Here is a 21,735-nt window from a genome sequence, read left to right on the forward strand (position 1 = left end):
CTTGCAGCTCGACCGGCCAGGCGGCGCTGTCCCTATTCCTTGCATCTGGGGGCTGCTGCCATGCTGGAGTGAGCGCGCTAACATGATTCGCATGGTGCGCGACCCGCGCCGCGTCACCTCTGTTTCGTTTCATGAGCCCTGCTGCTGCGCCCCCTCAAAACCCGCCCGCGGCCGACTGGCCCGGCTTGCCGCCGCTTCTGCAGCGTCTGGCAGCCCGCGGCGTGGAGCGCAGCTACCGCAAAGGCACGCTGCTGATCGAGGAAGGCAGCCAGAGCGACACCCTGTACCTGGTGCTGAGCGGGCAGTTGCGCGTCTTCAGCTGCGATCACCGCGGCCGCGAGATCACCTATGGCGTCTACGGTGCCGGCGAGTACGTGGGGGAGATGAGCCTGGACGGCGGCCCGCGCAGTGCCAGCGTCATCACCGAATCCCCCTGCCGCTGCGTGCTGCTGACGCGGGCCAGCCTGCTGGAGCACATCCGTGCCGAGCCCGAATTCGCGCTGGAGCTGATCGCCAAGGTCATCCAGCGCGCCCGGGCGGCCACCCTGTCCACCAAGCAACTGGCGCTGAATGATGTCTACGGCCGGCTCAAGCACCTGCTGGAGGATCCCGACACCGCCCACCAGCGCCTCACCCATCAGGCCATGGCCCAGCGCCTGGGCTGTTCACGCGAGATGATCTCCAAGCTGATCAAGGACTTGGAGCTGGGCGGCTATCTGGTGAAAGCCGAGCGCGGCCGCTACGAACGGCTGCGCAATCTGCCCGCGCGGTGGTGATCGCAAGGCCAGGGTGAGCGCAGAGATCCTCGTGGCCGCCATGCCGGTCGCGCCGGTGCCGTGCTCAGGGTTGTCCTTGTGGTTGCGGCGTACTGCGGGCCGGGCCTTGGGGCCATTGCCGAGTCAGCCTCGAAGCCGGCCGTGAGGGCCGGCCGCGTCCATAGGGTCCAGCCAGGCCGTGGAACGCCAGCAGCCACTCAATTGGCGCTGCGACTCTTCAGCGGCGGGGCAGGTTCGAAGCGCTGCGTGGGCTTGGGCGCCCGCTCGTAGAGGCCCTGCACCTTGGGCAGATTGGCCTCGATGTCCTTGATGCGGGTAGTCCCAGCCGGGTGGGTGGACAGCCACTGCGGCGGCGCCCCCTTGGAGGCTTGGCCCATCTTCTGCCAGAGGCTGATGCCGGCCGCGGGGTCGTAGCCGGCGCGAGCGGCGAGCTCCATGCCCACGAGGTCAGCCTCGGTCTCGTCTTCGCGGCCGAACTTGAGCGTGGCCAGCTGTGCGCCCAAGTTGACGACGGCATCGCCCACATTGCCAAGGCCCAGCAGACTGGAGATGAGGCCTGCGCCCAGGCGCGTGGCGGCACCCTTGCCCATGCGCTCACGGGCATGCTCGCGCAGTGCGTGGGCCACCTCATGGCCCATGATCATCGCGACCTCGTCGTCGCTGAGCTGCAACTTCTCCAGAATGCCGTAGTAGAAGGCGATCTTGCCACCGGGCATGCAATAGGCGTTGAGCTGGGCGCTGCCGATGAGGTTGATCTCCCATTTCCATTCCTGGGCCCGCGGGTTCCAGGGCAGGGCGAAGGGGATGATGCGCTGGGCGATGGCACGCAGACGGATCACCTGCGGGTGGTTGGCTGGCGCCAGGGCTCGCTGCTGGGCGGCCTGGCGCATGGTCTGTGCGTACTGCTGGGCGGCGGCGGCCTCCACCTGCTCGGCAGAGACCAGCTTGGTGGTCCAGCTCTTTTCCCCCACCTCCACTCCCTCGCGGGCCAGGGCAGGGGCGGCCGCGCCCAGGGCGCCCAGCCCCAGCAGGCCGGTAAAGAGCCGTCGTGCCGGTTGCTGTGGCGCACAGCCTGTGCAGTCGCAGTGGCCGAAACCATAGGCCGGCACGCCGCCCAGGGAGAGTTCGTGGTGGAGGGTGAAGTCGTTCATGGTCATGCAGATCATTGCGCGGCAAGCCCGGTCGGGCCGGCGCCCGGACGCCAGGCACCGACTGTACACAGCCCGCCGCGGCCCTCAGGCCACGCAGGGAATCAGCCATCTTGCCGGCACGGCCTCGGGCCATTCGCGCCCAGGCCCAAGCCGTTCGCACTCAGCCGCTTCCCGCTCAGCCCGTTCGCACTCAGGCCTCTGAGGTGGCGTCGTCCGGCTCCACTTCAAGGGCCACGATGGCCCGCCGCAAGGGCCCCAGCAGCATCAGCAGGGCCGGCAGACCCAGCACGAAGGCCACGATGAAGAAGCTGGGCCAGCCGATGGACTCAGCCAACACGCCCGCCAGCGGCCCCACCCAGACACGCCCCACCATGGCAAAAGCCGACAGCAGCGCGAACTGCGTGGCCGTGAAGCGCTGGTTGCACAGGCTCATCAGCAGGGCCAGCAGAGCGGCGGTGGCCATGCCGCCGCAGAGGTTCTCGTTGGCCACGGCCAGCATCAGGCTCACGTCCACCGGCGTGGCCTGGGCCAGCTTGACGAAGCCCCAGTCAAAGGCCGGCATGACGATGCGGCCCAGTTGCCCCGGCCCCGCCTGCGCCAGCCACCACAGGCCCAAGGCACTGAGGGTCTGCAGGCTGCCGAAGAGCAGCAAGGAGCGCCACAGCCGCAGCTTGAGCATCAGGGCCCCCCCCAGCAACGCACCCAGGATGCTCAGCCACATGCCGATCACCTTGTAGGCCACGCCGATCTCGGCGGTGCTGAAGTGCATGCCCTTGAGGAAGAAAGGCGTCAGCAGGGCCTGCGCGAAGGCATCGCCCAGCTTGTAGAGCACGATCAGCACGAGAAAGGCCATGGCGCCGGGCTGGGCGAAGTAGTTGCCCAGGCTGTTCAGCAGGGTCTCGAAACGCGCCCGGCGCGCAGCCCACAGCGCGGCGGGACCGATCAGGGCAATGCCCAGCAGCAGGGTGAGGAAGTCGGTCCACTTCCCGGCCAGGGCGGCGGGCAAGCTGGTGGTAGCCCATAGCGGGGCCAACGCCTCGCGCAAGGCCGGGGCCAGCAGCAGGTTGACCGCCGCAGCGCCCGCCACCACCACGGCCAGCACGACCAGAAATCCCTGCACATCATGCTGGGCCACACTGTGCGGCGCGCTCGCCTGGCGCAGGCGAGGCACCAGCAGCACCGAGGCCACGGCCGCCACCACCATGAGCCAGGCCATGGCCTGGTAGACCTGCGGCCAGGTCCAGCCTCCGCCCTGTTGCGGGTCCACCCAGATGAAGGTCAGGCCACCGGAAACGATCATGGCCAGGCGGTAGCCCGCCACGTTGAGCGAGGCGCCCAGGCCGCGCTCGGCGGGCAGCAGCACATCGGTGCGGTAGGCGTCAATGACGATATCCTGGGCGGCCGAGGCAAAGGCCACGCCCAGCGCCAACAGGGCGAACAGATGGGTGTTGGCCTGGGGCGAGCAGGCCGCCATGGCCATCATCAGGCCGGCCAGGGCCAGCTGGGTCAGCACCATCCAGCCGCGTCGCCGCCCCAGCAGGGGCAGCTCGAAGCGGTCCATCAACGGTGCCCACAGGAACTTGAAGGTGTAGGGCAGGCCCACCAGGCTCAGCACGCCGATGGTGGCCAGATCAATGCCCTCCCCGCTGAGCCAGGCCTGCATGGTAGGCCCGGTCAGGGACAGCGGCAGGCCGGAGGCAAAGCCCAGCAGGGTGACGACGGCGAGGCGGTAGACGCTCTGCAGCCGCGCCGCCAGACCGGGCGCAGCCGAAGGCGCCACGGAGGCGGGGGGGATGGGCATGGCGCGGATTCTAGGGGCGGGCTCCGGGCGCGACGCCCAGGGATGGCTCCTGTCCCCGGCCCGGAGCGGGCCGTGCGGGGGCTTGTGCCGGCCTCAGCTGAGCGACGGGCCCGACTCCAGACAGCGCAAAGTCACCGCCCGGTGCCGGGGCAGGAACCACTGCCCCACCCGTCCGGGCGCGGTGCGCAGCAGCAGCCAGTGGCCGCAGGACACCGTCCGCTCGCCCAGGCACTCGGCCAGCAGCGGCTCGGAGGCCGGACCGTCCACGGCCACCCGCGGGCCGTGAAGCTCGCGCAAGCCATCCTGAGCCTCGGGCGGGATGTCCAGATGAAGATACTGCAGCCGGCTCAGCGGCACGCACAGGAGCCGACGCTGGCCCGGCAGCTCCAGATCCAGGGCAAGGTCGCCGTCGTGGAAGGCGCTGAGACTGCCCTGCAACTGGCTGCCGTCCAGCAGCCACAGCTCGCAGGGACCGGACACGCCAGCTCGTCCCGCCGGTGCCAGTGCGACGGGCAGGGGCGGCAGGACCGGCCAGGTGGCGGCGCTGCTGAAGGGGGTAGGACGAGACGTTTCCACGCCCTCAGTGGACCCGGCCTGCGCCCTGGGCGCTCTGAGCCAGCGCAATCTTTGACGAATTCCAGCCCTGGCGACGCCCATTTCCTGGCGCACCCTTGGAGAAGGCGGGCGGGCGATAATAGACGCATGTCAATTCCACCCGCGCTCCCGACGCCTCTTGCCGAGCCCCCCGGCACCGCCGCCGATCCGGCCGATGCCCAGCAGTTCCGCGCTGCCCTGGGCCTGTTCGCCACCGGCGTGTGCATCGTCACGGCACGCTCGGAGGGCGGGCCCCTGGTCGGGCTGACGGCCAATTCCTTCAACAGCGTCTCGCTCTCCCCGCCCCTGGTGCTGTGGAGCCTGGCGCGTCGTGCGGGGTCCATGCCGGTGTTCAGCCGCGGCTCGCACTACGCCATCCACATCCTGGCGTCCGACCAAAAAGCCCTGGCCCAGCGCTTCGCCACGCGGGACATCGACCGCTTCGCCGGCCAGGCCTGGAGCGAGGGCGCCGGCGGTGTGCCCGTGCTGCAGGGCTGCGCGGCGGTCTTCGAATGCGCCAACCGCAGCCAGTACGAGGAAGGCGACCACGTCATCTTCGTAGGCGAGGTGGAGCGCTGCAGCGTGACGCCGCAGGCTCAGCCGCTGATCTTCCACGGCGGGCGCTACTACACCGAGCTGCCGCTTTGAGCCCCGCCAAGATCGCCCTGCGCCAGTTTGGAAGCGCTAGGGTGTCGTGCCGCCAGGGCGGCGGTAGCCCGGCAGCTCCAGCACATAGACGTTGACGACCGGGTCCCGGCTGGCGTCGCCCCAGGAACTGCTGAAGGCAATGCGCGTCCCGCTGGGACTGATCGCGGGATGCGGTTCAGCCCAGTAGCTGTCCGACATGGACCGGTGGTGCCCGACGCGGCAGACGGAGGCTGCCGGGTTGGTCAGCGGGTCGCTGTCGATGAACAGCAGTTCCGAGTCCAGCAGGCTGTCGCCCCGTTGATCGTCCTTGACGGACACGGCCAGCAAGGCCCGACGGTGGAACGCCGTCGCGCCGATGTGGGTGCCACTGGGAGGGTAGGGGTAGCCACGTGACGGACCGACAAGCACCCGCCATTGGCCAGTCTGCAGCACATGGCTCACCACGGTGCCGATCCCGCTGCCGCCCGGGCCAGCATCGAAGGCCACGGCATTCCAGGTGTCCAGTCCGTCCGACCGCAGACTCAGGGCGCCATGCTCATTGCCGCTGGCCAGATCGAGAGTCCGCAGCACCTGCATGTCGGGATCACGCACGGTGGCGGAACGGCCACTGCTGGCCCCATCGTTCTCGTTGACCAGGAAGACCTGTCCGCTGGGCGCCACCTGAGGTGCGCCGTAGTCGAGCCGGCCGTTCACCGGGCGCCCCACCCGGTCGTTCAGCAGGTCGTAGCTGAACAGCGACCCATTCGGCGTGCAGGCATAGCCGAAGTACCGCGACTGCCAGTCATTGAAGAGAGGGTCGCTGCCACCGTGCAGCTCCAGCGATCCGCACTGCGCCGTGAACACGCGCACCGCTTCTGATCGCCTCTGGCTGACCCGGTAGCGATACAGGGTGTTGTCCGTGCGGGCGCTGTAGTAGAGCAGGTCCGGATCCTGGGTGTCCCAGTAGACCTGCTCAAGATCCACCGGCCGGATGTCATCCAGCGCGCGCAAGAAGGCGTAGCTGTGGCCATCGTAGAGCTCATGGCGGGCAGGCCCGCCATCGGTGCGATAGAGCAGCAGCAGCGACTCGTCCGCATTCCAGGCCGACACCGTGGAGTACAGCGTCTTGACCACCCGGTGGCTACCCCGGCCATCGCCCCGCACATCCGTCACACGCCGCAGGGTCGTGCCGAACTGCGGATCACGCAGGGCCTCCCCCGGGGCCAGTTGGGGAAAGCTGCCATTCAAGGGACGGACGTCCAGACCGCCTTGCAGGCCCAGCGCCGCACAGAGGTCCTGCTGGTCCGACACGGGAGCGAACACGGCCAGCACGGCTGCGGTCTGGCCCGCCGGCAGCTCGCATGTGCTCCGGCTGCCGCGGCAGGCGCCCCGCCACTCGACGAAGCGGAAGGCAGCGCTGTAGGGCCGAGCCTGGAGGCTCAAGGCCTGCTTCGGGGAGGCCAGGGCACAGCGATGAGCCAGCGCCTGCACCCCTGCCGGGACGGCGCCGCAGCTGAGCATCTGGTCCGCCGTGCCGATGTGCCCCATGCCTGCGACCGCGACCCGTAGCCAGGCCGCCGGGCTTGGTGCAGGTGCAGGTGCAGGTGCAGGTGCAGGTGCAGGTGCAGGTGCAGGTGCAGGTGTCGGTGTCGGTGCAGGTGTCGGTACGGGCGAGCCCCCTCCCGTGGCGCCCCCGCCGCCGCATCCCGACAACATGCTGAGCGCCAGCAGGCAGGCCAGCCCGCGCCCGTGCGCAAGTGCTTGCAGCGGCAGAGAGGGGTCAGGCACGAAAGGATCTATGAGGGAGCCAGGGGCCGACATGATCACGCGGCATGCCGCGCATCGCAAGCGTTGGCGCGAGCATTTACCTCGCTTGCAATTGATTACCCCCGGACGGATGCCACTGGCCCCACCGCTGGCGCGGACGCTCCGCGCGCCGCAGCCCGCCTCGCTCAGGCCTGCAGGGCGGCGAGCTGGGCGCGCAGGGTGGCATTCTCCGCCTCCAGTTCGGCGACACGTGCCTGCAAGGCCTTGATCTGGGCCTCGGTGGCAGATTCGGCCGTGACCGGCGGCAGCCCGGCGCTGTTGAGCTTCTCATCGCCCTCGGCCGAGGCCTCCTTGGGCTTGGCCTTGGACTGGCGCACCCGCTTGGCGGCCTGCTTGATCTCGTCCTTGCCGGCAGCCACCACGGCCTGCTGCTCTTCCACCGGCAGGGCGGCCACGGTCGCGGCGGTATTGAGCGAGACCGTGCCGGCGCGCACGGCAGCGACCAGTTCGGGGGCAGCGCTCTTCTGGATCTTCTCGATCTGCTGGACTTGGGATGCGCTGATGCGCGCAGCACGGGCCACCGCCTCGCGGGTGTTCAGGGCGGGCACGGGCGGCAGCTCGGCCTGGCCGTCCCAGGGCGCCTCGGCCGCTGGCTCGGCGACGCCGGCCTCGCCGGGTGCGGCAGCCATCTGCTCGGCGCTCTCGGCCAGCTTGCGGGCGCGGCGCTCGGCCAGGATCTCCTTCTTGCGCAGGGCCAGCACGCCCCGCTGGAAGTCGGAGACGCTGCGGCGGCCCAGGTGCTGGTCAATCATCCACAGGTGCACGTCTTCCATGGACTTGAAGTGCGGATGCTGGATCGTCCGGAAGGGCAGGCCGTGCTTCTGGCAGATGCCGTAGCGGTTGTGCCCGTCCACCAGCACATCGCCCCACAGCACCAGCGCGTCGCGGCAGCCCTCGGCCAGGATGCTGCGCTCGAGGGCTTCATGCTCCTCGGGCGTCAGCGGGTCGATGTAGGCCTTGAGTTCTTCCTTGACGATGATGTTCATGACGGGTGCGGGACGGGTACAACGGTTCGGCGGGCCGCGATTGTAGGCAGTCGGCCAGCAGCCATGCCGGCCCGGTGCCTGCAATGGGCTCACCGGGCCGGCGGCAGCGGACCTCCTCCCTGAGGTCTTGCAACCCGGCGCACGCTCAGATCTGCACCCGCGTGCCCAGCTCCACCACCGCGTTGTCGGGCAGGTGGAAGTACTCCGCCGCGCTGCCGGCGTTGCGGCTCAGGGTGGCGAAGAGGCGTTCGCGCCAGTCGGCCATGCCGGAGCCGGGCGTGGGCACCACGGTCTCGCGGCTGAGGAAGTAGCTGGTCTCGAAGGGCGGCACGTCCAGGCCCAGCGGCTTGCACAGGGCCAGGGCGGCGGGCACGTCGGGCGCATCCATGAAGCCAAAGTGCAGGGTCACCCGCCAGAAGCCGGGCACCAGGGGCTCGAGCTCGACCCGCTCGCCCGGGGGCACATGGGGCCGCTCGGCGTAGACCACGGTCAGGATCAGGTTCTGCTCGTGCAGCACCTGGTTGTGCTTGAGGTTGTGCAGCAAGGCCTGGGGCACGGTGTCCGGATTGGCCACGGCATAGACTGCCGTGCGGCTGGCGCGGTGGATGCTGCCGTCGTGGTCACTGCCGGCAATGCCCTGCAGAAAAGGCAGCAGGGCCAGGCCGTCACGCTGGATGCCCTGCATCAGCAGCTTGCGGCCGCGCGCCCAGGTGCTCATCACCAGGAAGAGCAGGCCGCCCATGGCCAGGGGGAACCAGCCGCCGTCCAGGAACTTGATGGCGCAGCCGGCCACCAGCAGGGCGTCAAGGGCCAGGAAGAACAGGGTGGCGCCATAGGCGAGGGGTGCCGGCAGGCCCCAGCCGTGGCGCACCACGAAGAAGGTCAGCACCGTGGTGATCATCATCGTCAGGGTCACGGCGATGCCGTAGGCGCCGGCCAGGGCCGAGGAGCTGCCGAAGAAGAGCACGGCGGCCAGCACCCCGGCCAGCAGGGCCCAGTTGACGCCGGGCATGTAGATCTGGCCAGCCTCTCGGGCGGAGGTGTTGCGCACCTCCATGCGGGGCAGGAAGCCCAGTTGGATGGCCTGCTTGGTCATCGAGTAGGCGCCCGAGATCACGGCCTGCGAGGCGATCACCGCGGCCAGAGCCGCCAGTACCACGGCCGGCAGCAGCCAGCTTGCGGGAAACAGGCGGTAGAAGGGGTTCTCGATGGCGGTCGGGTCCTTGAGCAGCAGAGCGCCCTGGCCCATGTAGTTGAGGGCCAGGGCCGGCAGCACCAGGCCCGTCCAGGCCAGGCGGATGGGGCGGGCGCCGAAGTGGCCCATGTCGGCATAAAGCGCCTCTGCGCCGGTCAGGGCCAGCACGACGGCGCCCACGGTGGCGAAGAGGTGCCAGCCGCGCTCGGTCAGGAAGTGCCAGGCATGCAGAGGGTTCAGGGCCGCCAGAATGCCCGGCTCCTGCGCGATGTGCCACAGACCCATGCCGGCCAGCACCAGGAACCACAGCGTGATCACCGGGCCGAAGAGCCTTCCGACCACCGCCGTGCCGAAACGCTGGATCACGAACAGCGCCACCAGGATCAGCAACGACAGCGGCAGGACCAAGGGCTTGAGCGCGGGCGTGATCACCTCCAGGCCCTCCATGGCGCCCATCACCGACACGGCCGGGGTGATGATGCTGTCGCCATAGAACAGGGTGGCGCCAAACACGCCCAGCAGCAGCAGCACGCCCCGCAAGTGGGGGCGCTCCCGCACCGCCTGCGCGGCCAGGGCGGTGAGCGCCAGCCCACCGCCCTCGCCGCGATTGTCAGCCCGCAGGATCAGCAGCACGTACTTGAGCGAGACAACCAGCATCAGCGCCCAGAGGATGGTGGACACGGCGCCGATGATGCTGGGCGCGGCCAGCGTCACGCCGGTGGCCGGCAGGAAGATCTCCTTGACCGTGTAGAGCGGGCTGGTGCCGATGTCGCCGTAGACCACGCCGATGGCGCCCAGCGTCAGGGCCGCCAGGGCCTGGGGACGGTGGCCATCGGGAGAGGGAGGTGGGGATGCCATGGTGCGTGTGCCGCGAGTGGAATTGCCGGCACTGTCGCCTTGGCGTCATCAGGAACGCATAAGTGCCGATCGCGCCACAAGAGGGTGCGGAAGGCACCAAAACAGCGCCATATGTCACGTCACCCATGCCACCGGCACAGTGCGGATATGGAAGACTGAAAGGCCCCCCGCATTCGAGGGGGCGGCAGCGCGCGCATTCCCGTGCCTGCCCCATCCGTCAGAGAAGGTGTGCCGTGATGAAGTTCAGTTCACTGCGAATCGGTCAGCGTCTGACCCTGGGTTTCGGGGTGGTGATCGTCCTGCTGCTGGTGATGGCCGGCATGGCGATATCCGGCACGCGCGCACTCAGCCGGGACGTGAACGAGGCCGTCAACCAGGGCTTCCAGAAGACCTTCCTGGCCAACAAGGCCAAGGCCGAGCTGGGCGATGCCTCGCGGGGCATGATGAGCACACTGATCATGACCAACGAGGAGCAGGTCAAGAAGGAGCTGGCCTCCGTCGAAAGCCAGCTGCAGTCGCATGAGAAGACCATGGCGGCGCTGGAGCAGCTGGTCAACGACGACGAAGGCAAGACCGCGCTGAAGGCCATGGCCGAGGTGCGCGGCAAGTTCATGCCCGCGCAGGCCGGCTTCGTGAAGCTGGTGGCCGAGGGCGACAAGGACCAGGCCACACTGAAGTTCCTGTTCTCCGTCCGTGCGTTGCAGGTCAAGTACCTGGCGCTGATGGACAAGTTCGCCGAATCCCAGAACAAGCAGATGGAAGAGGCCGGCGCCGATGCCCAGGCACTGGCCAGCCGCAGCATCACCGTCATCGCCGTGCTGGCCCTGTGTGCCACGGCGGCCAGCGTGCTGATCAGCGTGATGGTCTCGCGCGGCATCGTCGGCCCCCTCAGGGGTGCCGTGGCCGTGGCCCGCAAGGTGGCTTCGGGCAACCTCAGCAGCAGCATCGAGATCCGCGGCCAGGACGAGACCAGCCAACTGCTGGAAGCCCTGGCCGAGATGAACGAGGGCCTCAAGCAGATCGTGGGCAAGGTGCGCGACGGCACGGAGTCCATCGCCTCGGCGTCGGCCGAGATCGCCAGCGGCAATATGGACCTGTCAAGCCGCACCGAGACCCAGGCCGCCGCCCTGGAGCAGACCAAGCACTCGATGAACGAGCTCACCGAGACCGTGCGCCGCAATGCGCGCAATGCCCACCAGGCCAACGAGCTGGCGCAGCAGGCCTCGCAGGTGGCACACGAAGGCGGCGAAGTGGTCTCGCGCGTGGTGAGCACCATGGGCTCCATCGATGCCTCGTCCAAGAAGATCGTGGACATCATCAGCGTCATCGACGGCATTGCCTTCCAGACCAACATCCTGGCCCTGAACGCCGCGGTGGAGGCAGCACGTGCCGGCGAGCAGGGCCGCGGCTTTGCCGTCGTGGCTGCCGAGGTGCGCAGCCTCGCCCAACGCAGCGCAGGCGCGGCCAAGGAGATCAAGAGCCTGATCAGCGACTCGGTAGAGAAGGTCGCCCAGGGCAGCCAGCTGGTGCAGCAGGCGGGCTCCACCATGGACGGCGTGGTGGCCAGCGTGCAGCGCATGACCACCGTGATCGGCGAGATCTCCATGGCCAGCGAATCCCAGACGGAAGGCATCGAGCGCGTCACGCGTACCATCCACGAGATGGACCAGAGCACCCAGCAGAACGCGGCCCTGGTCGAGCAGGCCGCCGCGGCCGCGGATTCCATGAAGAGCCAGGCGGATTCCCTGGAGCAGGTGGTCAGCCTGTTCCAGCTGGATGAGCGCCGCTGACATCCCCTTCGATACTAGGAGCGCCCATGAGTCTTCGTCCCTCTTGTCTCTCTCGTCGCACCCTCGTCGCCACCGCCCTGCTGGCCGCAGCCCTGCCCTGGACGGCGCAGGCCTTGGAGGTAGCCGGTGTCAACGTCGAACCCACGGCCAAGGTGGCCGGCAAGGAACTCAAGCTCAACGGTGCGGGCGTTCGCACGCGCGTGATCGTCAAGGTCTATGTGATGGCCCTGTATCTGCCCGAAAAGCAGACCAGCGCGGCGGCCGTCTTCGATGCGCCGGGACCCCGCCGCTTCGCACTGACCATGCTGCGCGAGGTGACAGGTGACGACTTCGGTCAGGCCTTCATGGCCGGCATCACAGCCAACACAGACAAGGCCGAGCGCTCCAAGTTCGTCAACCAGCTGGCCTCCTTCGGCGAGGTCTTCGTCAACCAGGGCGCCATGAAGAAGGGCGATGTACTCACCGCCGACTGGGTGCCCGGCACCGGCATGGTGATGGCCATCAACGGCAAGACCGTGGGCGAGACCCTGCCCGACGTCGGCTTCTACAACGCCGTGCTGAAGATCTGGCTGGGCGAGAAGCCCGTGGACACCAGCCTGAAGCCCGCGCTGCTGGGAGGCAAGAGCTGACCCCATCAGCGGCGCGGCAGCAGGCACAGCCTCCAGCAGGATGCCGGAGGCAACGAGAGCAGCAAGCCCGCAGCAAGCAGCAGACGCTCGCGCGGCCAGCGCCCCTGACTCGCCTCAGCGCGCGTCGGCCAGACGATAGCCCACGCCGGGCTCGGTCAGCAGCAGCCTGGGATCGGCCGGCTCAGCCTCCAGCTTGGCCCGCAGCTGGCCCATGTAGAGGCGCAGGTAGTGGGTGTGCTCGGTGAACTCCGCCCCCCAGACATCGGCCAGCAGCGCCCGGTGCGTGACGACCTGCCCTGCGCTGCGCACCAGTCGGGCCAGCAGCTTGAACTCGGTGGGGGTGAGGTGCAGGGCCACGCCATCCAGGCTCACGCGGTGCGCCTCCAGGTCCACGCACAGCCGGCCCTGCTCGTAGCGGGTGACCGCCGCGCGGGTGTGCACGCCGCGGTGGCGCAGGGCCACGCGCATGCGGGCCAGCAGCTCGCTGATGGAAAAGGGCTTGACCAGGTAGTCGTCGGCGCCGGCATCCAGCAGGCGCACCTTGGCGCCATCCTGTTCACGGGCGGAAATCACCAGCAGCGGCGTGCCGCGCTCGCGGCGCAGGCGCTGCAGCAGTTCCTCGCCATCGCCGTCGGGCAGGCCCAGGTCCAGCAGCACCAGATCCGGCAGCTCGGCGTGGCTCAGCAGGGCGTGCCCCTCTGCCAGGCTGGCGGCAGTCTGCACTTCGTAGCCCTCCAGGGCCAGGGCGTCGCGCAAGGTGCGGCGCAGCTCGCGGTCGTCCTCGACCAGCATCACGCGCAGGCTCATGGCGTGTTCTCCATCCTAGTGACCGGGGCCGGCGGTGCCTGCACGGGCAACCGGCATTCGAAGCTCGTGCCGCCATGGCTGCGGGCCCGCAGGCGCAAACTGCCGCCATGGGCCGCCACGATGGCGCGGCAAGCCGCCAGACCCACGCCGGCGCCACGCCGGCTGCCGGCGGCATCCGGCCGTTCGCGGTCCAGCTCCTCGACGCGCTGGAAGGGCTCGAAGATCCGTGCGCGCGCAGCGGGCGGCACGCCGGGTCCGCGGTCGCGCACGGCCATCAACAGCTCGCCGGCCTCATGGCGCACCAGCAGCTCGATGGGCCCCTCCGGCGCATAGCGAAGGGCGTTGTCCAGCAGGTTGTCCAGCAGCTGGGCCAGCAGCACCGCATCACACTGCAGCAAGGGCAACGCGCTGGCCACCCGCAGGCGCACCCGTTGTGCCGCCTGCACCTGGCGCTGCCGGACGCGGCGCAGCGCGGCGCCCACCACCTCCTCCGGCGCTTCCCAGTCCATGCGCAGCTGCAGGCCGGCGCTTTCCAGGCGGGCAAGCTGCAGGGTGTTGTCCGTCATGCGGGAGAGCTGGCGGGTCTCGTCCAGCACCGTGGCCAGCAGCTTCTGGCGCTGGGCGGGCGTCTGGCGCTCACCCTGGTCCAGAAGGGAACTGGCCGCCCCCATGATGGTGGCCAGAGGCGTGCGGTAGTCGTGCGAGATGGCCGCGAGCAGGGCATTGCGGGTAGCCTGGCCCTCGGCCTCGTCGTGCGCTCGCCGCGCGGCCTGCTCGGCCACCTGGCGTTCCAGCGCGAGGCCCATCTGGTCGCAAAGGGACTGCGCATGGGCGCGCAGCTCGGGATCAGGGTGCAGGGTGTCCGGCAGGACCAGCAGGGCGGCTCCATGGCTGGCCATGCGGCCACGCAGCGGCAAGTACCAGGCCCGTAGCTCCTGGTGCCGGCCGGTGCCGGGACCAAAGGGCGCGCCCTGGCGCCAGCAGGCCCAGAGACCCGCCAACTGGTCGGCATCAGGCTCGCCGATCAGCAGCTGGCCCTCGCCCAGGCGGTTGTCCTTCGGCAGGGAGCCAGTGCCCAGCAGCAGGGGGGCGGGGGTGGGCAGCAGGGCGTCGAGCTGGGCCTGCAGCAGCGCCGCGGCCTCGACGGGGGACTGGCTGTCCCGCAGTGCCTGGCCCAAGGCCCGCAGCTGGTCGGCCTGCTCGGCGTGGCGGCGTGCGGCGTCGGCCTCGCGGCGCAACCGGCTCAGGAGCACGGCCACCAGCCACGACAGCGCCAGCATGGTCGCCAGCAGCCACAGATGGCCCCAGTCCTGCAGCTCCATGCTGCGCTCGGGACTCACGAAGCGCCAGTTGAAGGCCAGCACCGCCAGCAGGCTCAGGCCCATGGAAGCCAACAGCGGCAGCCACAGTGTGCTCAAGGTGGCTGCCAGCACCAGCAGCAGCACCAGGTTGGCCAGCTCTACATGAGCATCCACGCGCAGCATCAGGCCCCAGCATGCCGCCCAGATGAGGGCCGGCGGCAGGCAGCGCTTGAGCAGGGGCGGGAGTGTCATGGGGCGCAACGGTAGCAGGCCCCGCGTCAGGAAGGCATCAGGGAGATTTCATGGAGATTGCATGAAAAGACTTCACCGAAGCCTCAAGCCAGCACCTCTGCAGCGTTGCGCCCCCAAGGCAGGGCTGGCGTGATGGCCGTCTGCGCGCGCTGCAAGGCCCAGATCCAGGTCCCGGTGACCAGGAGCAAGACCAGGCCGGCCAGGACACCGCGCTCCAGGTGACCCCAGCCGTCCGGCAGCAGCCCATGCCAGGCGATGGCACAGAGCATGGCCACCATCAGCAGCGCAGTGCTGCCGGCAGAGGATCGCGTGTCCCAGCGCCGCAGCAGCAGCAGGCTGGCCACCTGGGCGCCCACGCCCAAGCCCTGCAGAAAGGACGCCGGTGGCGGCAGATTCGGCTGGCTGAGCAGAACCAGACCCGGCAAGGCCAGGCTCAGCATCAGCCAGACCTGCCGCCTGAGCAGGCGGGCACGCAGGCGGCCTTGCTGCGGCACGCCAGGCAGCAGAACCAGCAGGGCCTGCTCGCGCCGCGAACGCTGCAGCGCGGTGCCCAGGCTGAACATCGTCCCCATCATCATCCCCATGCACAGCTGACCGAGGCCCAAGAGCTGCCAGGCCCAGGAAACCTGCCGCCAGACCCCCTCCGACCGGAACATGCCGGGCACCAGAAGGCCGAGAAGGCCGAAGCCCAGCGCGACGAGCGGCAGCACGACCAGCAGGCAGCCCAGGACCATGGTCCAGTGCGCACTACCGTACAGGGGCAGTTCCAGCCGGGCCAGGACATGACGCAGCGTGGGCTGCGGACGACGGACCAGACGCCCCAGGTACCAGCGGTTCGGAGCCGAAAGCAGCCACAGAATGCGCAGGCCCCAGCGTCCCTGGTGACGGGGGTTGAAGCCCGCCCCCTCGTCCTGCATGGAGGCCAGCATGCGCTGCATCTGCCGGTAGCGCCGGGCATGCGCTGCGTCGCCCGTGCCCATCAGGTTCATCTGGAAGCAGGCCAGGCCGCCCAGCACGATCAGGCACAGCCAGGCGGGATTGGCATGCCAGGCCTGGCTGGCGGCCCGGACCAGGCCCTGCCAGAGGGCACTCCCCTGCAGGAGCGGAATGATGGCGGGCGGCACGAAGAAGAGCAGCACGAAGCTGATGGGCCAGCGCATCAGAGCGGTCAACGTGCTGAGCCCCAGGGCCGAGATCAGCACGGCGGTCCAGGCATCGAGCTGCAGCCATGCCGCCACGGCCCCGGCGGCCATGACCGGCAGGCCCCACAGCCACAACACGGCCAGCCGCAGCCGCCACACATGCCCCGGCACCAGGCGGGCCAGGTGCGGATGGTTCTGGCGGCGCAGGCCGGACAGGGTCAGCATCCAGGCCGTGATGAAGAGCACCACAAGCGCCCCGACACCGGCGAAGGCCACGGCGGCCCAACCCTTGGTCCAGGCCAGCAGGCCCAGCAGCCCGCCCAGGACCAGCGCCCCGCCCCACAGCAGCCGCGGCGAGGCCTGATTGAGGCGCCAGCGCCAGGGGGCGGCCAGCAGCAGCCTCATTGCAGCAAGGTGGTCATTCATGCGGTCAGCTCCTCGAAAAGGTCTTCCAGCTGCACGCGCTGCAGCCGCTCGGTTCCATCAGGCAAGACCTGACCCTCTGGCCATTGCAGCAGCCAGCGCTCCAGGCCATCATCCAGGGCGCGGCGGGACAGCAGCCTGGCGCCGGGCGCGTGCAGGCCCTGCAGCGCCTGGGGCGATCCCTGCGCGATCCGGCACTGGTCCATCAGCCCGTCCAGCGGCGCCTGCAGTGCCAGCCGGCCGCGGGCCATGAAGGCCACATTGAAGGCCACCCGCTCCAGGTCCGAGAGGATGTGGGTGGAGAAGACCACCGTGGTGCCGCGGTCCAGGACCTGCTCCACCAGCTCACGCAGGAAGTCACGGCGGCCCAGGGGGTCCAGGGCGGCCACGGGCTCGTCCAGCACCAGCAGATCAGGGCCGTGCGCCAGGGCCCGCACGATGGACAGACGTTGCTGCTGGCCACCCGAGAGCTTGGCGATGGGCTTGTCCTTCGGGAGGTCCCAGCGTGACATCAGGCCCTCCACGAGGCCCTCGTTCCAACGCGGGTAGAAGCTGCGGAAGTAGGCCAGCAGCTGGGCGGGGGTGAACTGGTCGAAGAGGTCCGACTGCTGGGGCACGTAGCCGATGCGGGCGCGGGTGGCGTCGTCCAGGGTGCGTACATCGCAGCCGAAGAGCCGGGCCTCGCCCTGCTGCGGGTCGCGCAGGCCCAGCAGGCTTTCCAGCAGGCTGGTCTTGCCGGCGCCGTTGCGGCCCAGCAGGCCCACCACCTGACCGGGCATCAGCTGCCAGTCGATGCCGTCCAGCACCGTCTGGGCGCCATAGCGCAGGCTCAGTCCTCGCAGGCTCAGTGCCGGAGACAGGGCGTCGGACTGGCCGGACAGTGGCGTGGCCATCTGCAGGCCGGAGGCGTTCAGGGTCTGGGTGTTCATGCGGACTCTCCCTCGTCAAGAATGGTCTGGAACAGCTGCAGGGCCTGGGCAGGCTTGAGCTCCAGCTGTCGGGCTTCGCTGGCGGCCTTCTCCAGCGTCGGGCGCAACAGCTCCACGCGCGCACCCAACGGTTGGCGCCGCCCATGCTGGGCCGCCACCCGCATGGGGAGACCGCGCTGGCGCTCCACCAGGCCTTCCGCCTCCATCAGCCCATAGGCCTTGGAGACCGTCATCGGGTTGACCGCCAGATGCGCCGCCAGCTCACGCACCGAGGGCAGCTCCTGCCCCGCCGACAGCTGGGCACTCGCCACCAGGCGTCGCAGCTGCTCCAGCAACTGACGGTAGATGGGCTCGGTGGAGCCCGTCTGGATGTGGAAGAGGTGGAGGGGTGTCATGGTTGATTGCGTTGTGTATCAATACAGTAATACAGTTGAGGGCAATTTGCAAGCCTGGCCGAGTTCGTGGGAGTGCACCCACGACCTCAGCATGACTTCCAGGAGGGTGGGAACAGGCCGCGACACTGCGCGGACCATTCAGGGAGGACCGCCATGACATCTCGCACCTCGCGCAGCGCCGCAAGGTGGCGCCAATCAACCCGGCGGCGCCTGGCACTGCCGCTGGCCCTCGGGTTTGCCGCCATGGGGGCAGCAAGTGCCGAGCCGGAAGCCTGGCAGCTGCAGATGCACGGGGAGTTGCTCGCGCGCGAGCAGGCGGCGCATCCGGGTGACGCCTCCGTGCCAGTGCCGGCGCGGCAGACGCTCTGGCTGGCCCGCGACGGGCACTTCCGGCTGGAGACGGAGAATCGCTTTCCTGGCGAGATCGTGTTCCGCTACCGGGAGGCAGGCAATGCCCAGGGCGCGCAGCGGATCGATCTCATGGGCTGGCGGGACGGCACCGCCATCCAGGCCGTGGATGCTCAGACGGCCCGCCAGCACCTTGCCGACCAGCTGCTGTGGTTGCCCGCCGAGCTGCTGCGCCAGTCCACGCCGCTCACCGCGGTGCAGGAGCAACAGGGCCACTGGCAGCAGACCCTGCGCGATCCCGCCGGCCGCGATCTGCAGCTGCGCTGGTCCGGCGCCCAGGGCCGGCTGCTGGAAGTACGCCAGGGAGCGCTGCGCTACGTCTACCTCGGCGCTCATGATGAGCGCGGCCTGCAAGCCGCCGAGATCGAGATCTACAACGGCGAGCGGCGCACCCAGCGCTGGCAACTGCAGCGGCCCGATGCCGTGGAGCCGTCCAGCACCCGCCCGCCCTTGCCCGCCGGCTACCAGCCCCAGATGCCCATCGGCGAGCTGCGTGCGGAACGCCTGGCGGCGGGGGTCTACCGCGTCGAAGGCATGGCCTCGCGCTACCACAACCACTTCATCGTCGGCCCCCGGGGCGTGGTGGTCTTCGACACGCCGGTGAGTCGCGAGGAAGGCACCCAGGTGCGCGCCCTGATCGAGCGCACGGCGCCGGGTCTGCCCATCGCCGCTGTGGTGCTCTCGCACGGGCATCGTGACCACTGCGCGGGGCTGCCCGCCTATCTGGAGGCCGGCACCCGGCTCTTCGTTGGCCGGGGCGGCCGCCAGGCCCTGGGACGGCAGCACGGTGCCGCGCAGGCCGAACGCGCCGAGGAGGTCCAGCAGACCCTCGCGATCGAGCTGGCCGGCCGGCCCCTGCGCCTGCTGCCCATCACGAGCAGCCATGCCGAGGACATGCTGGTGGCCTGGGACGCCACCAGCCGCTCCGTCTTCCATGGCGACCTGTTCTACGCCCCCGAGCAGGGGCCGGTGCCGCCTGCCTTTGAGGGTGCCGAGGAGCTGAGCCAGGCACTGCATCAGGCCGGGCTGGAGCCGCAGCGCGTGCTGGGCGTGCATGGGCGCGCGGCGAGTGCCGACGACGTGAGACAGTCACTGGACCTGAGGCGGCGGCAGGACCAGGTGCTGCGCGAGGGATTTGAAGACAGCAGCACGTCACATGGCACTGCGACACACTCTCAACGATGAATGCCGCCCAGCCCGCCCTCCAAGCCGAAGCCGCGCCGGTCCTGTTCGAGACCGCCCAGGCCTTCGAGACCTGGCTCCGCAAGCACCACGCCAGCTCGGACGGCCTCTGGCTCCAGATCGCCAAGCGCGGCGCGCCCGAGCCCAGTGTCAGCTACGCCGAAGCGGTGGCAATCACGCTGTGCCGGGGCTGGATCGACGCCCAGAAGAATCGCCTCGACGACCGTCACCATCTCCAGCGCTTCACGCCGCGGCGGGCGCGCAGCATCTGGTCCAAGGTCAATGTGGAGAAAGGCTTGATGAACGCGCGCTTGATGCCGAGCTCCAGGCAGGCCTGGCGGAACTCGCGTGAGCGTAAGGCCGAGCCGTTGTCGGTGAGCAGCCGCTGCACGGAGACCCACATCCCGGCGTAGTAGGCCACGGCGCTTCTCAGGCACAGCACCGCCTGCGCCTTCTTCTCGTCCGGCTGCCTGGCCGTGAAGACCAGCCGGGCATGATCGTTGATGGCGACGAACAGCGTCTCCCGGCCTGCGCCACCGACCGAGTCGTGCCGATTGCCTGTGACGCGGCGGCTCGGGTGCACGATGCGGCCGAGCTTCCTGGTGTCGATGAGCAGCATCTCGCCCGGCGCCTCACGCTCGTAGCGCACGACAGGCTGTGCGGGTTCCAGGTCGCTGAGCTTGGACAGCCCGGCTCGTGCCAGCACGCTGCTGACTGTCGAGGCCGACACGCCCACGCTGCGTGCGATGTTGGACTGCAGCATGCGCCTGCGTCGCAGTTCAACGATGAGCCGTGCCTTGACCGGATCGATGCTGCGCGGCGAGGCATCGGTCAGGGCAGCCTCACCGCCGCCAGATAGCATCCCCAGCCACTTCCTGGCGGTGAGCGCCGTCACGCCTTGCGCCGCGGCAGCTTCAGGGGCATGGGGAGCGCCTGTGGTCATCTATCTGTCTGACCATCTCGATGCGGCGGGCGTACATAAGTCGGACATGCTTATCGCTGTGGTGCATTCTGTCGTGCGGGTCGCGTCTTTCTGACGCGCAGTTTGCGCCTGGCTTGTGCACCGCTCGCCTGGGCCCAGAAGTGTCGATAGATCAGCTCTGGCACCGCATGGCCCGTGCTGCTGCCTCTGCTCCCGTGTCGTTCGCTGGTCGCCAGCAGTGCAATCGGTTTCGCCAAGCGCAGGCAGGTTTGCCACTCATGAGTGCGCCGCCTCTCTCTTCGTCTTTGCAACTCGCAAGAGTTCAAGGATGCACCAACTGCGTAGAAGTTCAGAGATGGATGGATTTCTACGTTCACACCACGCCACGCAGCCCGGCCTCCGCCTTGTTCGCACCGCATGCAAATGCATCCGCCGTGCGCATGCCGGCCCAATCAATAGGGAGATTCACTAATTTGTTATTGATGCGCCCCTAGATTAGCCGAGGCGCGCACTCACACCCGAGCTGCGCGCCCGAGCGGGTCCCCACAAGGGATCTACAGCAAATCACACTGGAGTTGGCGCTTGCCATTGAGTCATGAAAAATCCATTGAACGTTCTGATCCTGAGCCTTGCACTGAGCCTGCTGGCACCCACCGCGTCGCAGGCCGCCTCAGCGGCTGATCAGGCAGCCACCTATGTCGAAGGCAGCGCGGCAAACGCCGCTGCCCCCCTGAGGTTGAACATCGCACGCAGCCAGGGGCATACGGTGACGACGCTGCGCGATGGCCGCCTGCTGGTGCTGGGCGGCAAGAGCAACAACTTGGCGACCTCGGCGGCCGAGCTCATCGACCCGCGCACGGGCCGGGTGGAGCTGCTGAGCAGCATGGTGCAGGCGCGCCAGGGTCACACGGCCACGCTGCTGCCCGACGGACGCGTGCTGGTCACCGGAGGCGATCTGGGCGACGGCCGCGTCCTGGCCTTGAACTCGGCAGAACTGTTCGACCCCAAGAGCAAGACCTTCCGCACCGCATCCATGCCCATGACGCTTGAACGCGCGCACCACACGGCCACGCTGTTGAAGAACGGCAAGGTGCTGATCACCGGCGGCCAAGGGGTCCGGCCAGGCATGGTCTCCTTTTCCGCTGAACTCTTCGACCCTGTCAGCGGCAGGTTCGAGAGCCTTGCGCCTCAGCGCCTCGTGGCACCGCGCACGTATCACGCCGCCACGCTGCTTGATTCTGGCCAGGTCCTGATCGCCGGCGGCACCGACTGGCAAACGCTCCGGGCACCGCATTCGGCCGAGGTGTACGACCCGGTGGAGAACACGTTCACGCAGCTGGAGTCGCCGCTGTCCTCCAGGAACGAGATGCCTCTGAACGTCAAGCTGAGTTCGGGCCACGTCCTGGTGCTGAACAGCCAGGATGCAGACTTGTTCGACCCCGTCACCCAGACCTTCAAGCCTCTGGCGGGGCCCCTCAAGGCACGCAACTATGAAGCGGTCAGCGCCTTGTACGACGGCGGCGCCGTGGTGCTGGGCGGCATCAGCGCGGGGGCCGTTACCCCCTCGGTGGAGCGCTATGACCCTGTGCGAGGCACGTTCAGGGCCGTGGGCAAGCTGCGCAAGGAGCGGGCCTGGGGCGTGGCTACGTTGGCCTACACGGGCGCAGTGTTTGTGATCGGCGGTGTCGACAGCGCCGATGCGCCGATTGCAGACGTGGCGGTCTACTGGCCCTGACCCCA

At 69.0% G+C, this 21,735-nt stretch carries 18 protein-coding genes and 1 pseudogene; 6 read left to right on the forward strand and 13 right to left on the reverse strand.

The genetic code is table 11. The features are described 5' to 3' along the window. Positions 1-131 precede the first annotated feature (131 nt). Positions 132-776: a Crp/Fnr family transcriptional regulator gene (locus tag ACS5PK_RS18230; protein ID WP_439441687.1), complete on the forward strand. Its 645-nt coding sequence runs from the start codon at positions 132-134 to the stop codon at positions 774-776. 197 nt (positions 777-973) lie between these two features. Here ACS5PK_RS18230 and ACS5PK_RS18235 read toward each other — a convergent pair whose 3' ends face one another. From ACS5PK_RS18235 to ACS5PK_RS18245, 3 genes are all read right to left on the reverse strand, one after another. After that, positions 974-1,927 (reverse strand): M48 family metallopeptidase, encoded by a 954-nt coding sequence (locus ACS5PK_RS18235; protein WP_439441688.1) that lies wholly within the window; start codon positions 1,925-1,927, stop codon positions 974-976. A 190-nt stretch (positions 1,928-2,117) separates the two neighbouring features. Further along, on the reverse strand, positions 2,118-3,728 hold the full coding sequence (locus ACS5PK_RS18240) for an AmpG family muropeptide MFS transporter (protein WP_439441689.1): 1,611 nt from the start codon (positions 3,726-3,728) through the stop codon (positions 2,118-2,120). Positions 3,729-3,821: 93 nt separating this feature from the next. Then, a complete protein-coding gene (locus ACS5PK_RS18245; protein WP_439441690.1) occupies positions 3,822-4,208 on the reverse strand; it encodes a hypothetical protein in 387 nt (128 codons plus the stop codon). Between the two features lie 222 nt (positions 4,209-4,430). Between ACS5PK_RS18245 and ACS5PK_RS18250 the strand changes: the two genes are divergently transcribed. Beyond that, the gene (locus tag ACS5PK_RS18250) at positions 4,431-4,970 is read left to right on the forward strand and encodes a flavin reductase family protein (RefSeq protein ID WP_439441691.1); all 540 of its coding nucleotides are present in this window, start codon (positions 4,431-4,433) and stop codon (positions 4,968-4,970) included. 36 nt (positions 4,971-5,006) lie between these two features. Here the strand turns inward: ACS5PK_RS18250 and ACS5PK_RS18255 are convergent, their stop codons facing one another. From ACS5PK_RS18255 to ACS5PK_RS18265, 3 genes are all read right to left on the reverse strand, one after another. Next, positions 5,007-6,392, reverse strand: coding sequence for a hypothetical protein (locus tag ACS5PK_RS18255; protein WP_439441692.1), 1,386 nt, complete (start codon positions 6,390-6,392; stop codon positions 5,007-5,009). 509 nt (positions 6,393-6,901) lie between these two features. Beyond that, positions 6,902-7,762, reverse strand: a complete 861-nt coding sequence (locus ACS5PK_RS18260) for a plasmid replication/partition related protein (protein ID WP_439441693.1) — start codon at positions 7,760-7,762, stop codon at positions 6,902-6,904. 145 nt (positions 7,763-7,907) lie between these two features. Then, the gene (locus ACS5PK_RS18265) at positions 7,908-9,815 is read right to left on the reverse strand and encodes a potassium transporter Kup (RefSeq protein ID WP_439441694.1); all 1,908 of its coding nucleotides are present in this window, start codon (positions 9,813-9,815) and stop codon (positions 7,908-7,910) included. 236 nt (positions 9,816-10,051) lie between these two features. Here ACS5PK_RS18265 and ACS5PK_RS18270 point away from each other — a divergent pair, with 236 nt between their 5' ends. Continuing rightward, positions 10,052-11,605, forward strand: coding sequence for a methyl-accepting chemotaxis protein (locus ACS5PK_RS18270; protein WP_439441695.1), 1,554 nt, complete (start codon positions 10,052-10,054; stop codon positions 11,603-11,605). Between the two features lie 26 nt (positions 11,606-11,631). Then, positions 11,632-12,234 carry a chalcone isomerase family protein gene (locus ACS5PK_RS18275; RefSeq protein ID WP_439441696.1) on the forward strand — a complete coding sequence of 201 codons (603 nt, stop codon included), beginning with the start codon at positions 11,632-11,634 and terminating at the stop codon, positions 12,232-12,234. A gap of 114 nt (positions 12,235-12,348) precedes the next feature. Here the strand turns inward: ACS5PK_RS18275 and ACS5PK_RS18280 are convergent, their stop codons facing one another. The 5 genes from ACS5PK_RS18280 to ACS5PK_RS18300 all read right to left on the reverse strand — a co-directional run bounded on the left by ACS5PK_RS18280 (position 12,349) and on the right by ACS5PK_RS18300 (position 17,483). Continuing rightward, a complete protein-coding gene (locus tag ACS5PK_RS18280; RefSeq protein ID WP_439441697.1) occupies positions 12,349-13,041 on the reverse strand; it encodes a response regulator in 693 nt (230 codons plus the stop codon). Next, positions 13,038-14,594 (reverse strand): sensor histidine kinase, encoded by a 1,557-nt coding sequence (locus tag ACS5PK_RS18285; RefSeq protein ID WP_439441698.1) that lies wholly within the window; start codon positions 14,592-14,594, stop codon positions 13,038-13,040. The genes ACS5PK_RS18280 and ACS5PK_RS18285 overlap by 4 nt, the downstream gene beginning before the upstream one ends. Positions 14,595-14,677: 83 nt before the next feature. Further along, positions 14,678-16,162, reverse strand: a complete 1,485-nt coding sequence (locus ACS5PK_RS18290) for a hypothetical protein (protein ID WP_439441699.1) — start codon at positions 16,160-16,162, stop codon at positions 14,678-14,680. Beyond that, entirely contained in the window at positions 16,159-17,088 is a 930-nt protein-coding gene (locus ACS5PK_RS18295; protein ID WP_439441700.1) for an ABC transporter ATP-binding protein, read from the reverse strand. Before ACS5PK_RS18295 ends, ACS5PK_RS18290 begins: the two co-directional genes overlap by 4 nt. Continuing rightward, the gene (locus ACS5PK_RS18300; RefSeq protein WP_439441701.1) at positions 17,085-17,483 is read right to left on the reverse strand and encodes a GntR family transcriptional regulator; all 399 of its coding nucleotides are present in this window, start codon (positions 17,481-17,483) and stop codon (positions 17,085-17,087) included. The genes ACS5PK_RS18295 and ACS5PK_RS18300 overlap by 4 nt, the downstream gene beginning before the upstream one ends. Positions 17,484-17,636: 153 nt before the next feature. Here ACS5PK_RS18300 and ACS5PK_RS18305 point away from each other — a divergent pair, with 153 nt between their 5' ends. Continuing rightward, positions 17,637-19,076 carry an MBL fold metallo-hydrolase gene (locus ACS5PK_RS18305; protein ID WP_439441702.1) on the forward strand — a complete coding sequence of 480 codons (1,440 nt, stop codon included), beginning with the start codon at positions 17,637-17,639 and terminating at the stop codon, positions 19,074-19,076. Here ACS5PK_RS18305 and ACS5PK_RS18310 read toward each other — a convergent pair. Beyond that, positions 19,067-19,306, reverse strand: coding sequence for a hypothetical protein (locus tag ACS5PK_RS18310; RefSeq protein WP_439441703.1), 240 nt, complete (start codon positions 19,304-19,306; stop codon positions 19,067-19,069). The two genes, ACS5PK_RS18305 and ACS5PK_RS18310, sit on opposite strands and share 10 nt — an antisense overlap. Before the next feature lie 44 nt (positions 19,307-19,350). Beyond that, positions 19,351-20,083: pseudogene (locus ACS5PK_RS18315) on the reverse strand (DDE-type integrase/transposase/recombinase); the annotation flags it as partial. A 519-nt stretch (positions 20,084-20,602) separates the two neighbouring features. Here ACS5PK_RS18315 and ACS5PK_RS18320 point away from each other — a divergent pair. Further along, the gene (locus ACS5PK_RS18320) at positions 20,603-21,730 is read left to right on the forward strand and encodes a Kelch repeat-containing protein (protein WP_439441704.1); all 1,128 of its coding nucleotides are present in this window, start codon (positions 20,603-20,605) and stop codon (positions 21,728-21,730) included. Positions 21,731-21,735 lie beyond the last annotated feature (5 nt).

Origin of the sequence: Roseateles sp. DB2 (assembly GCF_051857535.1) — a bacterium.
Taxonomy (GTDB): domain Bacteria; phylum Pseudomonadota; class Gammaproteobacteria; order Burkholderiales; family Burkholderiaceae_C; genus Roseateles_B.